Below are 12,346 nucleotides of genomic sequence, written 5' to 3' on the forward strand. Positions count from 1 at the left end.
GCGTGGATCTACTGGCTCAGGATGGCGTGGATCTACGTGTTGAAGGTGTCCGGCAGGGCACTGCCGCACCTGCGGCAATGGCGCGCGTCGGGTTCGTGGCCTTCCAGCCCGCAGTGCGGGCAGCCACGCGCATCCCGGCGCGCCGCCATGTCGGCCTCGCGCATGGTGCTGGCCAGCTCGGCGGTGTAGATGCCGGTGGGCACGGCGATGATGCTGTAGCCGATCAGGATCAGCACCGAGGTGACGAAGCGGCCCAGCACGGTCTGCGGCACGATGTCGCCGAAGCCGACCGTGGCCATGGTCACCACCGCCCAGTACATGCTGGCCGGGATGTTGCTGAACCCATGCGCCGGGCCCTCGATGATGTACATCAGGGTGCCGGCGATGATCGTGATGGTGATGACCGTGAACAGGAACAGCAGGATCTTGCGCCGGCTGCGCCACAGCGACTGCAGCAGGACGCCGCTTTCCTCGATGTAGCGGGTCAGCTTGAGGATGCGGAACACCCGCAGCATGCGCAGTGCGCGCACCACCAGCAGGCTCTGCGCGCCGGGGATGAACAGCGACAGATAGGCCGGCAGGATCGACAGCAGGTCGATGATGCCCCAGATGCTGACCGCGTAGCGCAGCGGCCGCTTCACCACCGCCAGCCGCAGCAGGTACTCGATCGTGAACAGGGCGGTGAAGCCCCATTCGATGACGTACAGCCAGTCCGACCACGCCACGTGCAGGTGCTGCACGCTGTCGATCATCACCACCAGGATGCTGGCGATGATGGCCACCACCAGGATCAGGTCGAAATTGCGGGACGGCCGGGTGTCGTGGCGGTAGATGATGTCGAACCAGGTCCGGCGCCAGCCGGAAGCGGTGGCGGGGTTCAGCTGGGGGGCGGAAAACGGGCGCATCCGCACATTGTGCCGCAGGGGCTGGGGGGCGAGAATGGGGGTTCCTGAACCCACTCCACTGCCATGACCGCCGCTACCGATCCGTTGATCTCCCTGTCGCACTACTACCTGCCGGTGTACAAGCCCCGCCAGGTGGTGCTGGAGCGAGGCCAGGGCGCCCGCGTGTGGGACAGCCAGGGCCGCGAGTTCATCGACCTGGCCGCCGGCATTGCCGTGTGTGGCCTGGGCCATAACGACCCGGACCTGGTGGCCGCGCTGGTCGAGCAGGCTGGCAAGCTGTGGCACACCAGCAACGTGTTCTACAGCGCGCCGCCGCTGCACCTGGCCGAGGAACTGGTGCAGGCCAGCCGCTTCGCCGAGCGCGTGTTCCTGTGCAATTCCGGCGCCGAAGCCAACGAAGTGGCGATCAAGATGGTCCGCAAGTGGGCCTCCAGCAAGGGTCGCCCGGCCGACAAGCGCGTCATCATCACCTTCCGCGGCAGCTTCCACGGCCGCACCATGGGCGCGGTGACCGCCACCGCCCAGCCGAAGTACCAGGAAGGTTACGAGCCGCTGCCCGGTGGTTTCCGCTACATCGACTTCAACGATGAAGTGCAGCTGGAAACCGCGATGGCCGCCGGCGACGTGGCCGCCGTCATGCTTGAGCCGGTGCAGGGCGAGGGCGGCGTGATGCCGGCCAAGTCCGGCTTCCTCAAGCGCGTGCGCGAGCTGTGCGACCAGCACGATGCCCTGCTGGTGCTGGACGAGATCCAGGCCGGCATGGGCCGCACCGGTACCCTGTTCGCGCACTGGCAGGACGACGTGGTGCCGGACATGGTCACCCTGGCCAAGGCACTGGGCGGTGGCTTCCCGATCGGCGCGATGCTGGCCGGCCCGAAGGTGGCCGAGACCATGCAGTTCGGCGCCCACGGCACCACCTTTGGTGGCAACCCGCTGGCCGCTGCCGTGGCCCGCGTGGCCCTGCGCAAGCTGGCCTCGCCGGAGATCGCCGCCAACGTCAGCCGCCAGTCGAAGGCGCTGCGCGATGGGTTTGCCCGCATCAGCGAAGAGTTCGGCGTGTTCAGTGGCGTGCGGGGCCGCGGCCTGATGCTGGGCGCGGTGCTGAGCCCGGCCTTCGCCGGCCAGGCCGGTGCGATCCTCGACCATGCCGCCGACCAGGGCCTGCTGACCCTGCAGGCCGGCCCGGACGTGCTGCGCTTCGTGCCGTCGCTGAACATCACCGACGAAGAAGTGGCCGAAGGCCTCAAGCGCCTGCACGCCGCAATCGCCGCGTTCGTCGCCGCGCGCTGATCCCGGCGTCGGGGGGCACTGTAGAGCCGAGCCCATGCTCGGCTCATCGCGATGCCAGGCAACGGCAGCCGAGCATGGGCTCGGCTCTACAGGATCGCGTAGCGCCTCAGCACCTTCCCCAGCCCGCGCCCGTCGCGCACCGTTTCCGCGTGCAGGCCGGCCGCGCGTGCGCCGCGCACGTTGGCGAACAGATCATCGACGAACAACGTGTGCGCAGGCGCAACCTGCAGCACGTCGAGCACACGCTGGAACACCGCCGGCTGGGGTTTGCGCAGGCCGAAATCGGCACTGCAGAACACCCGCCCGTGCAGCGCAGGAAACAGGCCCGGCAGCAGTTGGGGCAGCGCCTGCACCATCAGCGCGCCGTTGTTGGTCAGCACCGCCAGCGGCACCTGCAGGTGCTCAAGGCGCTGCAGCACCGCGTCCTGCGGATGGCTGGCGGCCTGGCGTGCGGCGATCCAGGTCTGCGCATCCACGCTGCGGCCCAGCAGTTCGCCAAGACGTGCCAGATAGGTCGCGCCATCCAGCGCGCCGCTGTCGTGTGCCGCTTCCAGCCCACTGTCATACAGCGCCGCCTGCACGGCATCGGCGCTCACGTCCAGCGCCTGCGCCAGATGCAGTACGCGCTGCGCGCGCTGGTACTGCACCAGCACGCCGTCCACATCGAGCAGCAACAGGTCGATCCGCATGGCCTGAGCATGCCATCGCCGTGGAAGCGCGAATACCGCGGCGTGCGCGTGCGACAGACGGTCGCAGCCGGTAGCGCATGGCCCTGCCTAGAATGGCCGGTGAACCAGAAGGAGACGCAACGATGAAGGCTTGGATGGTGGCAGTGGGACTGGGCGCGCTGATGCTGGCGCCGTCGGCGATGGCGCGCGTGTGCGCGGTGAGCATCGACAGCACCGACCAGATGAGCTTCAGCACGCGCCAGATCAAGGTGGCCGCCGACTGCAGCGAAGTGGACCTGACCCTGCGCCACACCGGCAAGCTGGCCGCCACGGCGATGGGCCACAACTGGGTGCTGACCCGCACCGCCGACTACCAGCCGGTGGCGATGGCCGGCATGCGCATGACCCTGGCCGACAGCTATCTGCCCAAGGCCGACAAGCGCGTGCTGGCGCACACCAAGGTGATCGGCGGCGGCGAAACCACGCGCGTGCGTTTCTCCACCAAGGGCCTGCAGAAGGGCGGCGATTACACCTTCTTCTGCTCGTTCCCCGGCCACTTCGCGATGATGAAGGGCAGCTTCGTCTTCGGTTGATGGCAGCCACGCATGGCGTGGCTCTACCGGTAGATCCACGCCATGCTTGGATGCCGTGCCACGGCAATGCGTGGTAGATCCACGCCATGCGTGGATGATGGTCCGGAGGTGCCAACCAGGGTTGGCACCCACCGGAGGCTTACCCCTTGGCAGCCTTGAACGCCACGCGGGCAGCGGCCAGGGTGGCCTCGATCACCGCGTCGTCGTGCGCGCTGGACATGAAGCCGGCCTCGTAGGCCGACGGTGCCAGGAACACGCCCTGTTCCAGCATCGCGTGGAAGAAGCGGTTGAACGCCGGGATGTCACAGGCGGTGGCCTGCGCATAGGTCTCCACCTTTTCATTGGTGAAGAACAGCCCGAACATCGCGCCCACGCAGGTGGTGGTCACGGCCACGCCCGCTTCGGCGGCGGCCGTTTCCAGGCCTGCACACAGGCGCGCGGTGCGCTCGGCCAGGTCAGCGTGGAAGCCCGGCTGCGACACCAGTTCCAGCATCGCCAAACCCGCAGCCATCGCCACCGGATTGCCGCTCAGCGTGCCGGCCTGGTAGATCGGGCCGGCCGGGGCGATCTGCTGCATCAGGTCGCGGCGGCCACCGTAGGCGCCCACCGGCATGCCGCCGCCGATGATCTTGCCGAAGGTGCTCAGGTCCGGGGTGACGCCGTAATGCGCCTGCGCACCGCCCAGGGCGACGCGAAAACCGGTCATCACTTCGTCGAAGATCAGCAGCGCACCATGCTGGGTGCACAGGTCGCGCAGGTGCTGCAGGTAGCCCTCGCGCGGCGGGATGCAGTTGGCGTTGCCCACCACCGGTTCGATGATGAGGCCGGCGATGTCGCTGCCCTGCGCTTCGAACAGCGCGGTAGCGGCTTCGAAGTCGTTGTAGGGCAGGGTCAGGGTCAGTTCGCTCAGGCCGGCCGGTACGCCCGGCGAGGTCGGCACGCCCAGGGTCAGCATGCCGCTGCCGGCCTTGACCAGGAACGAGTCGCCGTGGCCGTGGTAGCAGCCTTCGAACTTGACGATGCGGTTGCGGCCGGTGGCGCCACGGGCCAGGCGGATGGCCGACAGCGTGGCTTCGGTGCCCGAGTTGACCATGCGCACCATCTCGCAGGACGGCACCAGGCGGGTGATGGTCTCGGCCATGGTCACTTCGGCCGCACAGGGCGCGCCGAAGGACAGGCCGTTGTCGATGGCCTTCTTCACCGCCTGGCGCACGGCCGGGTGGTTGTGGCCGACGATCATCGGGCCCCAGGAACCGACGTAGTCGATGTAGCGGTTGCCGTCGACGTCATGCAGGTAGGCGCCATCGGCGCGCTCGACGAAGAACGGCTCGCCGCCGACGGACTTGAACGCGCGCACCGGCGAATTGACGCCACCCGGCAGCAGTTGCTGGGCGCGGGAGAACAGGGCGTGGGACTGGTCGTGGTTCATGGGGCTTTCCTGGGCGTTACGCGAACTGGGCGAGGAAGGCGCGCTGGGTCGCGACCGGGTCCTGTGCGGCGTAGATGCCGCTGACCACGGCCACCAGGTCGGCGCCGGCATCGATGATGGGACCGACATTGTCCGGCGTCAGGCCACCGATCGCCACCCGCGGCACACCCAGTGCGGCGCTTTGCCGCAGCAGGTCGGCATGGGCGCGGCTGCTGGTGACCTTGGTGGTGGTGGGGAAGAAGGCGCCAAAAGCCACGTAGCTGGCACCGGCGGCCACGGCCTTTTCGGCATTGGCCAGCTGGTCGTAGCAGGACGCGCCGATGATGGCGGCCGGGCCGAGCAGGGCGCGCGCGCTGGGGATATCGCCGTCGGTGCCGCCCAGGTGCACGCCGGCCGCGCCCACGGCTAGGGCCAGCTGCGGGTCGTCGTTGATGATGAGCGGCACGCCGTGGGCGGCGCACAGCGCCTGCAGGGCGGTGGCCTGCTCCCGCCGCAGCGCATCGCTGGCGGTCTTGTTGCGGTACTGCAGCCAGGTGGCACCGGCGGCCAGCAGCGGCGCCGTGCGCGCCAGCAGGCGTGCGGTATCGGGTTCATCCGGGGTGATCAGGTAGACGCCGCGAGGCGCCGGGGAAGCAGAAGTCATTGATGGCTACCGGTGAGTGGGCCGCGATGGGACAATGGCAGCCCGTGAATCCAGCCCTGATTATCCGATGACCGACGCCACCCCCACCACCTTGCGTACCTGGATGTGCGTGGTCTGCGGCTTCATCTACCGCGAAGCGGACGGTCTGCCGGAAGAAGGCATCGCCCCGGGCACGCGCTGGGAGGACATTCCCGAGACGTGGACCTGCCCGGACTGCGGGGTGACCAAGGACGACTTCGAGATGGTCGAGATCGATTGATCGAGGGCCGCCGGGCCCTTGCTGTGGGTGCGGACCGTTGGGGTGGGTGCGGACCGTTGGTCCGCACAGCGGCAAATCAATGCAGCCGCGGCATCGGCCCACCCAGGTCGATCAGCTTCTCGCGCAGCCACTGCGCATCGCTGGCCTCGGGGTTGCGGCGCAGGTACTGGCCAAGGTCGTGGCGGGCGCCGGCCAGGTAATCCAGCTGCAGGTAGGCCAGGCCACGGTCGCGCAGGGCGTCGTCCTGTTCCGGGGCCAGCTTCAGCAGGCGGTCGGCACTGCGCGCGGCGCGGTCCCACTCGCTGGCTTCGGCATACACGCCGTGCAGGTTGCGCAGCATGCGGATGAGGATCGCGCGCGTCGGCGCCGGGTCGAGGATCTGCGCCAGCACCTGGTCGTCCGGGGCCTGCCCGCCGAGGTGTGACTTGGCCCGCTCGCGCAGTTCGTCCACGTCCAGCGGGCGGCCACCATTGAACGGGTCCATCACCAGCACGCCGTCATCCACCGGCAGGCGCACCAGGAAGTGGCCGGGGAAGGACACGCCATCCAGCGGAATGCCCAGCCGCCGGGCGACTTCCATCTGCACCAGGGCCAGCGAAATGGGATTGCCCAGCCGTCGCTCGAACACCTGGTTGAGGTAGCTGTTGCGCGGGTCGTAGTACTCCTGGTGGTCGCCGCTGTAGCCCAGTTCGTCGAACAGGTGGCGGTTGACCGCGGCCATCTTCAGCGGCCAGCGCTCGATGGTGTCCACTTCCGCACGCAGGTGGTCGACATGGCTCTGCACCAGCGCGTCGTACACGCCGGGCTGCAGGTCGGGGTATTCATCGCGCGCGATCAGCAACGCGGTCGGCAACAGTGGCAGCGCCTCGTCATCGACGTCGGCCAGTGCGTCCCAGTCGGGGAGTGTGATCCGGTCCTGCATGGCCACAGACTGGAGGCAATTGCAGGCGGTTTCAAGCGGTGTGGCGTGAAAAGAACAGCGCCATGAAGAAGCGGGGCCGGAGCCCTTCCGCGCGCGAAAGGGATCCGACACCGGATTCCGGCGGCCTTATTTGTCGATGCCCGGGCCGAAGGTCAGCGGGGTGCCGTCCTTCAGCTTCAACTTCTCGGCCTGCCCGGCATTGAGCTCCAGCACGTACCGCGCCGGGCCGCCGCTGGGGTAGGGCGGGCACATGTCACCGGCCGAGCACGGCGGCACGTCGCGCTGCTGGCTGACCAGCTTGCGCTCGCTGTCGAAGTACAGGATGTCCAGCGCGATCTTGGTGTTCTTCATCCAGTACGCCTGCATTTCCTCGCGGTCGTGGACGAACAGCATGCCGTGGTCGGCCTGCATCTGGTCGCGGAACATCAGCCCGCGGGCGCGGGTTTCGTCATTGGTGGCCAGCTCGACCTGGTAGCGGGCGCCATTCAGTTCCACCCAGTGGCGGGCGGCATCGGTGGCACAGCCGGTCAGGGCCAGCAGCGGGAGGATCAGCAGCGAGCGCAGCGACATGTCAGCATCCTTCCGTAAATCAGAGCACGACCGGCGGTTCGCCGCCGACGATCACCACATCGGCGCGACGGCGGGCGAACAGGCCGACGCAGACCACGCCCGGCAGCTGGTTGAGCTCGCGCTCCAGCTTTTCCGGATCGGTGATCTCCAGGTTGTGGATGTCCAGGATCTGGTTGCCGTTGTCGGTCACCACGCCCTCGCGCCAGGTCGGCTGGCCGCCGGTCATGTCGCGGATCTGGCGGGCCACCAGGCTGCGCGCCATCGGGATCACTTCCACCGGCAGCGGGAACCTGCCCAGCACCGGCACCTGCTTGCTCGGGTCGACGATGCAGACGAAGCGCTCGCTGGCCTCGGCGATGATCTTCTCGCGGGTCAGCGCGGCACCGCCGCCCTTGATCAGGCACTTGTTGGCATCGCACTCATCGGCGCCGTCCACGTACAGCGACAGGGTGCCGGCATGGTTCAGCTCGATCACCTCGATGCCGTGCTGCTTCAGGCGCGCGGTGCTCTGCTCGGAGCTGGACACCGCGCCCTTGATGCGGTGCTGGATGCGGGCCAGGGCATCGATGAAATAGGCCACGGTGGAACCGGTGCCGACACCGACGATCATGCCGTCTTCAACGTACTCGATGGCTTTCTCGGCGGCCAGGCGCTTGGCTTCGGACATGGGAAGAACTCTCAGGCAGGGAATCAGGATTTCTTTTCCAGCGACAGCAGCAGCTTCCACTGCGTGGCGGTCACCGGGAACACCGACAGGCGGTTGCCCTTGGCAACCAGCGGGAAGCCTTCGCCAAGCTCCTCGGCGTGCAGCTTGATCTCGTCCAGCGCGATCACCTGCTTCAGCTTGCGGTCGAAGCCCACGTCCACCAGCATCCAGCGCGGATTCTCGCGCGTGCTCTTGGGGTCGTGGTAGTCGGATTCGGGATCGAACTGGGTGTCGTCCGGGTAGGCCGCACTGGCCACCGTGGCCAGGCCGACGATGCCGGGCACCTTGGTATTGGAGTGATAGAACAGGATGCCGTCGCCGACCTGCATGCCATCGCGCATGAAGTTGCGCGCCTGGTAGTTGCGCACCCCGTTCCAGGGCTCGACCTTCACCTTGGCCAGGTCATCGATGGAAAAAGCGTCCGGTTCGGACTTCATCAGCCAATAGCGCTTGCGGGCGGTCATGCGTTCACGGGGGCAGCGGAGGGGAACAGGGTGCCGTCTTCGGTGCAGATCGCATCCACCGGCACGTCCCACGACGCCACCGGCAAGGACTCGACCTGCTGCACCGCGAATGCAGCACCGACCAGCCAGGGCGGCGCCGGCCGGTCGTGGCGGAAGGCGAAGCTGCGATCATACCAGCCGCCCCCCATGCCCAGCCGCCGACACTGGTGGTCGAAGCCCACCAGCGGGGTCACCACCAGCGCCATCTGCGCCGGTTCCAGGGTGTCTGCCAGCGCCACGTCGGGTTCGGGGATGCCGTAGCGGTTGCTGGTCAGCGGTTGGCCGGGGCGCCACGGTGCGAAGCGCAGCACCTCGCCGGCCAGCACCGGCAGGCAGTAGGTGAGGCCTTCGGGCAACTGCAGCTGCCAGCGGTGCAGGGCGATCTCGCCATCCAGCGCCCAGTAGCCTGCCACCGGGCCGGTGCGCGGGGCGAAGGACAGGGCAAGCAGGGCATCGGCCAGCGATTCGGCGGCGGCGATGCGCGCGGGCGCGGAAAGATCGCGGCGGCGTTGCCGCAGTTCGTGGCGCAGGGCCTGGCGCGGGTCGGTCATGGCAGCGTGCGGCGGGGGAACAGCCGTCATTGTGCCGGAAAGAACAAGGGCGACGCCCGAAGACGCCGCCCTTGCTGGAATATTGCATTCTCCGCAATGTCGATGCATGCGAAACGACCTTGAACCCGGGGGCTCAAGTGGGAACGCTGGAGAACCATCGGGCTTCCCGCTACAAGGCGGACCTGCACTCCCGGCGCTGTCGCGCTCCCGGTGTCGTTCTTAAGGGACAAGGCGAATGTTTGCACATGCCGTCGAGTACCGCAGAGAACGCGTGGCCATTATAGCCAGCGCGCGCGATCTGGATAGGCCGTTCGTCGGCAACAGTACGTGCCAATTCAGTTATGAAAAGGCGCGATGCACACCCTTCTCACGTGCTGCTGTCGATCGCCCGGTCCAGGCGCCGGTTCAGATCGGCCAGGGTCTGCTGCAGGGCCACGGCCTGCCGGGCATTCTCATCCCGCAGCTGCTGCAGCTCGTGGGCCAGGTTGAGTGCGGCCAGCACCGCGACCCGGTCGACCGCGGCCATGCGGTTGCTGCCGCGGATCTCGCGCATGCGCGCATCGAGCAGGCGGGCGGCGGCCATCAGGCTGTCGCGTTCATCGCCACCCACGCCCACCGTGTATTCACGGTCGAGGATGCGGACACTGACCGGTTCGGCGCTCATGTGTGCTGCTCCAGGGATTTGAGCCGGCTGATCATCGCTTCCACCCGCGAGCGTGCCTGCTCGTTCTTGGCCAGCAGCGTCGAGCGCTCGGCCACCAGCTGTTCCTGCTGGTGGCGCAGGCTGCGGTTCTCCTCGGCCAGGCGCTGGTTGCGTTCGAGCAACGCTTCCACGCGGGCGGCGAAGGCCTGCAACTGGGCAAGGGGGTCGGCGGGTTCCATGCCGCACGATAGGCAAGCCGGGCAAGGGCGGTCAAGCGTTGCCGCAGCAGGGCCGGGCTGCCACGGGGAGGACCCGGTTGGGTTGCTACACTACCGGGCTCACGGGCGCGCGCGTGCGCACCCCGGGTTTCCCTTTACGAACGAGCCGCACGATGACCGAACTTCCCTCCGTCGACGACGTTTCCCGCGCCAGCCAGGAACTGGGCCTGGGCGCCACCGCTGCCGAGCTGCATGGCGGCCTGTGCGGCTGGCTGGCCGCCGGCGGCGCGCCCGGCAATGACTGGCCGGCACGCGTGCTGGCCGACGACAACCTGGCCCCGGTGGCTGACGGCAGTGCGCTGGCGCAGCTGCTGGAAGCCACCATCAAGCAGCTGGAAGACCGCGACTTCGCCTTCGAACTGCTGCTGACCGACAACGACGACGTGGCCGCGCAGGCCGACGCGATGTTTGCCTGGACCCGCAGCTTCCTCGGTGGCTTCGGCCTGGGCAGCGGCGGCCGCCGCCCGACCCTGTCCGAAGAGGGTGAGGAAGCGCTGACCGACATGGCCAGCCTGGCCCGTGCCTCCAGCGAGGATTTCGAGGCCGGTGGCGAGGACGACGACGAAGCCCTGTCCGAGATCGAGGAGTTCATCCGCGTGGCGGTGCTGCTGCTGCACGGTGACGTGGTGCTGGCCGCGCGCCACCGCCAGCGCCTGAACTGATGGACATCAAGCAGCGCACCGGCATCGCGGCCGGCGAGTACAAGCGTCGCCGCCGCCAGTTGATGGACATGGCCGGCGATGACGCGATCCTGGTGCTGCCGGCCGCATCGGAGAAGGTGCGCAGCCTGGATACGCATTACCCGTACCGCCAGGATTCGGATTTCCAGTACCTCAGCGGCTTCCCCGAGCCGGAAGCGGTGCTGGTGCTGATTCCCGGCCGCCGCCACGGTGAGGTGATCCTGTTCTGCCGTGAGCGCGATGCCGAACGCGAGGCCTGGGACGGCGGTCGCGCCGGCCAGGAAGGCGCGGTCGCGCAGTACGGCATGGACGATGCCTACCCGATCGACGATCTGGACGACATCCTGCCGGGCCTGCTGGAAGGGCGGTCGCGTGTCTATTACCACTTCGGCCGCGATGCGGATTTCGACCTGAAGCTGATCGGCTGGGTCAACCGCGTGCGTTCGCAGGTGCGCCACGGCGCGCAACCGCCGCATGAGTTCCTGGAACTGGGCCATCTGCTGCACGAACAGCGCCTGTTCAAATCCGGTGCGGAAGTGGCGCTGATGCACCACGCCGCGCAGATCAGCGTGCGTGCGCACCTGGCAGCAATGCGCGCGGCGAAGGCGGGCATCCACGAGTACGAACTGCAGGCCGAACTGGAGCGCGTGTTCCGCGCCAACGACGCCGTGCCGGCCTACTGCAGCATCGTGGGCGCCGGCCGCAACGGCTGCATCCTGCATTACCGCGACAACAACGCACGGTCGCGCGATGGCGAGCTGGTGCTGATCGATGCCGGTGCCGAGTACCGCGGCTACGCCAGCGACATCACCCGGACGTTCCCGGTGAATGGCCGCTTCAGTGCCGAGCAGCGTGCGCTGCACGACCTGGTGGGTGAAGCACAGGCGGCGGCGCTGGCCCAGGCCAAGCCGGGCGTGGCCTACGAGACCGGCCACCTGGCGGCGGTGCAGACCCTGACCGAGGGCCTGCTGCGGCTGGGCCTGCTGAAGGGCACGCTGGAGAAGAACCTGTCCGAGGGCCTGTACCAGCGCTTCTACCGGCACAAGACCGGGCATTGGATCGGGCTGGACGTGCATGACGTGGGCGACTACCGCCTGGCCGGCGATTCGCGCCTGCTGGAACCGGGCATGGCGTTCACCATCGAGCCGGGGCTGTACGTCAGCGCCGACGACACGACGGTGGAGCCGCGCTGGCGTGGTATCGGCATCCGCACCGAGGACGACGTGCTGATTACCGATGAGGGTCATCGCGTGCTGACCGAAGGATTGGCGCGTAGTGCCGACGAGATTGAAGCGGTGATGGCGGGTTGAGGGTTTGTTTGCAGGGCTTGCAGCCCTGCACCTGCGGTAGTGCCGGCCGCTGGCCGGCAACCTCAACAGCACTGGTGCCGGCGGCGGTTGGTGGGTGCCGACCGTTGGTCGGCACATCGGTCAGGTATCGAGTGAATCATCCACGCATGGCGTGGATCTACTGGCAACGGCGGCGGTTGGTGGGTGCCGACCGTTGGTCGGCACATCGGTCAGGTATCGAATGAATCATCCACGCATGGCGTGGATCTACTGGCAACGGCGGCTGTTGGTGGGTGCCGACCGTGGGTCGGCACATCTGTCAGGTATCGAATGAATCATCCACGCATGGCGTGGATCTACTGGCAACGGTTGCTGTTGGTGGGTGCCGACCGTTGGTCGGCACATCGGTCAGGTATC

General features: G+C 67.9%; 16 protein-coding genes and 1 other RNA gene. 5 read left to right on the forward strand and 12 right to left on the reverse strand.

Annotation, left to right across the window (positions count from 1 at the left end; translation table 11 throughout):
- Window positions 1–32: 32 nt before the first annotated feature.
- Window positions 33–905 (reverse strand): ion transporter, encoded by an 873-nt coding sequence (locus IAE41_RS07410; RefSeq protein ID WP_108760427.1) that lies wholly within the window; start codon window positions 903–905, stop codon window positions 33–35.
- 63 nt (window positions 906–968) lie between these two features.
- On the opposite strand from IAE41_RS07410, the gene IAE41_RS07415 reads away from it, so the two are divergent.
- The gene (locus IAE41_RS07415; RefSeq protein WP_079223099.1) at window positions 969–2,195 is read left to right on the forward strand and encodes an acetylornithine transaminase; all 1,227 of its coding nucleotides are present in this window, start codon (window positions 969–971) and stop codon (window positions 2,193–2,195) included.
- Between the two features lie 86 nt (window positions 2,196–2,281).
- Here IAE41_RS07415 and IAE41_RS07420 read toward each other — a convergent pair whose 3' ends face one another.
- Window positions 2,282–2,884, reverse strand: a complete 603-nt coding sequence (locus IAE41_RS07420; protein WP_200732628.1) for an HAD-IA family hydrolase — start codon at window positions 2,882–2,884, stop codon at window positions 2,282–2,284.
- A 122-nt stretch (window positions 2,885–3,006) separates the two neighbouring features.
- Between IAE41_RS07420 and azu the strand changes: the two genes are divergently transcribed.
- Entirely contained in the window at window positions 3,007–3,456 is a 450-nt protein-coding gene (gene azu, locus IAE41_RS07425; protein WP_200732629.1) for an azurin, read from the forward strand.
- Between the two features lie 139 nt (window positions 3,457–3,595).
- Here azu and hemL read toward each other — a convergent pair whose 3' ends face one another.
- Window positions 3,596–4,885 carry a glutamate-1-semialdehyde 2,1-aminomutase gene (hemL, locus tag IAE41_RS07430; protein WP_200732630.1) on the reverse strand — a complete coding sequence of 430 codons (1,290 nt, stop codon included), beginning with the start codon at window positions 4,883–4,885 and terminating at the stop codon, window positions 3,596–3,598.
- Window positions 4,886–4,901: 16 nt separating this feature from the next.
- Window positions 4,902–5,528, reverse strand: a complete 627-nt coding sequence (gene thiE, locus IAE41_RS07435) for a thiamine phosphate synthase (protein WP_200732631.1) — start codon at window positions 5,526–5,528, stop codon at window positions 4,902–4,904.
- A 34-nt stretch (window positions 5,529–5,562) separates the two neighbouring features.
- Between thiE and IAE41_RS07440 the strand changes: the two genes are divergently transcribed.
- Window positions 5,563–5,787, forward strand: coding sequence for a rubredoxin (locus tag IAE41_RS07440; protein ID WP_079223092.1), 225 nt, complete (start codon window positions 5,563–5,565; stop codon window positions 5,785–5,787).
- Window positions 5,788–5,863: 76 nt separating this feature from the next.
- On the opposite strand, the gene IAE41_RS07445 is transcribed toward IAE41_RS07440, so the two are convergent.
- The 8 genes from IAE41_RS07445 to IAE41_RS07480 all read right to left on the reverse strand — a co-directional run bounded on the left by IAE41_RS07445 (window position 5,864) and on the right by IAE41_RS07480 (window position 9,921).
- Window positions 5,864–6,709 carry a SirB1 family protein gene (locus IAE41_RS07445; protein WP_079223091.1) on the reverse strand — a complete coding sequence of 282 codons (846 nt, stop codon included), beginning with the start codon at window positions 6,707–6,709 and terminating at the stop codon, window positions 5,864–5,866.
- 126 nt (window positions 6,710–6,835) lie between these two features.
- Window positions 6,836–7,279: a DUF192 domain-containing protein gene (locus IAE41_RS07450; RefSeq protein ID WP_200732632.1), complete on the reverse strand. Its 444-nt coding sequence runs from the start codon at window positions 7,277–7,279 to the stop codon at window positions 6,836–6,838.
- A gap of 19 nt (window positions 7,280–7,298) precedes the next feature.
- Window positions 7,299–7,946, reverse strand: coding sequence for a ribose-5-phosphate isomerase RpiA (gene rpiA / locus IAE41_RS07455; protein WP_200732633.1), 648 nt, complete (start codon window positions 7,944–7,946; stop codon window positions 7,299–7,301).
- A 23-nt stretch (window positions 7,947–7,969) separates the two neighbouring features.
- Entirely contained in the window at window positions 7,970–8,449 is a 480-nt protein-coding gene (locus IAE41_RS07460; RefSeq protein ID WP_200732634.1) for an EVE domain-containing protein, read from the reverse strand.
- Window positions 8,446–9,039, reverse strand: coding sequence for a 5-formyltetrahydrofolate cyclo-ligase (locus IAE41_RS07465; RefSeq protein WP_200732635.1), 594 nt, complete (start codon window positions 9,037–9,039; stop codon window positions 8,446–8,448). The genes IAE41_RS07460 and IAE41_RS07465 overlap by 4 nt, the downstream gene beginning before the upstream one ends.
- Before the next feature lie 84 nt (window positions 9,040–9,123).
- Window positions 9,124–9,309: non-coding RNA, 6S RNA (gene ssrS / locus IAE41_RS07470), on the reverse strand.
- Between the two features lie 97 nt (window positions 9,310–9,406).
- Window positions 9,407–9,703 carry a cell division protein ZapA gene (locus IAE41_RS07475; RefSeq protein ID WP_108747297.1) on the reverse strand — a complete coding sequence of 99 codons (297 nt, stop codon included), beginning with the start codon at window positions 9,701–9,703 and terminating at the stop codon, window positions 9,407–9,409.
- Window positions 9,700–9,921: a TIGR02449 family protein gene (locus IAE41_RS07480; protein WP_079223080.1), complete on the reverse strand. Its 222-nt coding sequence runs from the start codon at window positions 9,919–9,921 to the stop codon at window positions 9,700–9,702. Before IAE41_RS07480 ends, IAE41_RS07475 begins: the two co-directional genes overlap by 4 nt.
- Window positions 9,922–10,073: 152 nt before the next feature.
- On the opposite strand from IAE41_RS07480, the gene IAE41_RS07485 reads away from it, so the two are divergent.
- Together IAE41_RS07485 and IAE41_RS07490 are read left to right on the forward strand one after the other, a co-directional pair.
- Window positions 10,074–10,622, forward strand: a complete 549-nt coding sequence (locus IAE41_RS07485; protein WP_079223078.1) for a UPF0149 family protein — start codon at window positions 10,074–10,076, stop codon at window positions 10,620–10,622.
- Between the two features lie 5 nt (window positions 10,623–10,627).
- Window positions 10,628–11,950 carry an aminopeptidase P N-terminal domain-containing protein gene (locus IAE41_RS07490; protein ID WP_200732638.1) on the forward strand — a complete coding sequence of 441 codons (1,323 nt, stop codon included), beginning with the start codon at window positions 10,628–10,630 and terminating at the stop codon, window positions 11,948–11,950.
- The last annotated feature ends 396 nt before the right edge of the window (window positions 11,951–12,346 follow it).

The sequence above is a fragment of the Stenotrophomonas sp. S39 genome (genome assembly GCF_016624665.1).
Lineage (GTDB): Bacteria > Pseudomonadota > Gammaproteobacteria > Xanthomonadales > Xanthomonadaceae > Stenotrophomonas.

Coding starts and splice junctions, on each gene's coding strand:
- hemL (WP_200732630.1), bottom strand. CDS start 4,885: ATGAACCACGACCAGTCCCACGCCCTGTTCTCCCGCGCCCAGCAACTG.
- IAE41_RS07480 (WP_079223080.1), bottom strand. CDS start 9,921: ATGGAACCCGCCGACCCCCTTGCCCAGTTGCAGGCCTTCGCCGCCCGC.
- rpiA (WP_200732633.1), bottom strand. CDS start 7,946: ATGTCCGAAGCCAAGCGCCTGGCCGCCGAGAAAGCCATCGAGTACGTT.
- IAE41_RS07465 (WP_200732635.1), bottom strand. CDS start 9,039: ATGACCGACCCGCGCCAGGCCCTGCGCCACGAACTGCGGCAACGCCGC.
- IAE41_RS07475 (WP_108747297.1), bottom strand. CDS start 9,703: ATGAGCGCCGAACCGGTCAGTGTCCGCATCCTCGACCGTGAATACACG.
- azu (WP_200732629.1), top strand. CDS start 3,007: ATGAAGGCTTGGATGGTGGCAGTGGGACTGGGCGCGCTGATGCTGGCG.
- IAE41_RS07410 (WP_108760427.1), bottom strand. CDS start 905: ATGCGCCCGTTTTCCGCCCCCCAGCTGAACCCCGCCACCGCTTCCGGC.
- IAE41_RS07415 (WP_079223099.1), top strand. CDS start 969: ATGACCGCCGCTACCGATCCGTTGATCTCCCTGTCGCACTACTACCTG.
- IAE41_RS07450 (WP_200732632.1), bottom strand. CDS start 7,279: ATGTCGCTGCGCTCGCTGCTGATCCTCCCGCTGCTGGCCCTGACCGGC.
- IAE41_RS07420 (WP_200732628.1), bottom strand. CDS start 2,884: ATGCGGATCGACCTGTTGCTGCTCGATGTGGACGGCGTGCTGGTGCAG.
- IAE41_RS07445 (WP_079223091.1), bottom strand. CDS start 6,709: ATGCAGGACCGGATCACACTCCCCGACTGGGACGCACTGGCCGACGTC.
- IAE41_RS07485 (WP_079223078.1), top strand. CDS start 10,074: ATGACCGAACTTCCCTCCGTCGACGACGTTTCCCGCGCCAGCCAGGAA.
- IAE41_RS07460 (WP_200732634.1), bottom strand. CDS start 8,449: ATGACCGCCCGCAAGCGCTATTGGCTGATGAAGTCCGAACCGGACGCT.
- thiE (WP_200732631.1), bottom strand. CDS start 5,528: ATGACTTCTGCTTCCCCGGCGCCTCGCGGCGTCTACCTGATCACCCCG.
- IAE41_RS07440 (WP_079223092.1), top strand. CDS start 5,563: ATGGCAGCCCGTGAATCCAGCCCTGATTATCCGATGACCGACGCCACC.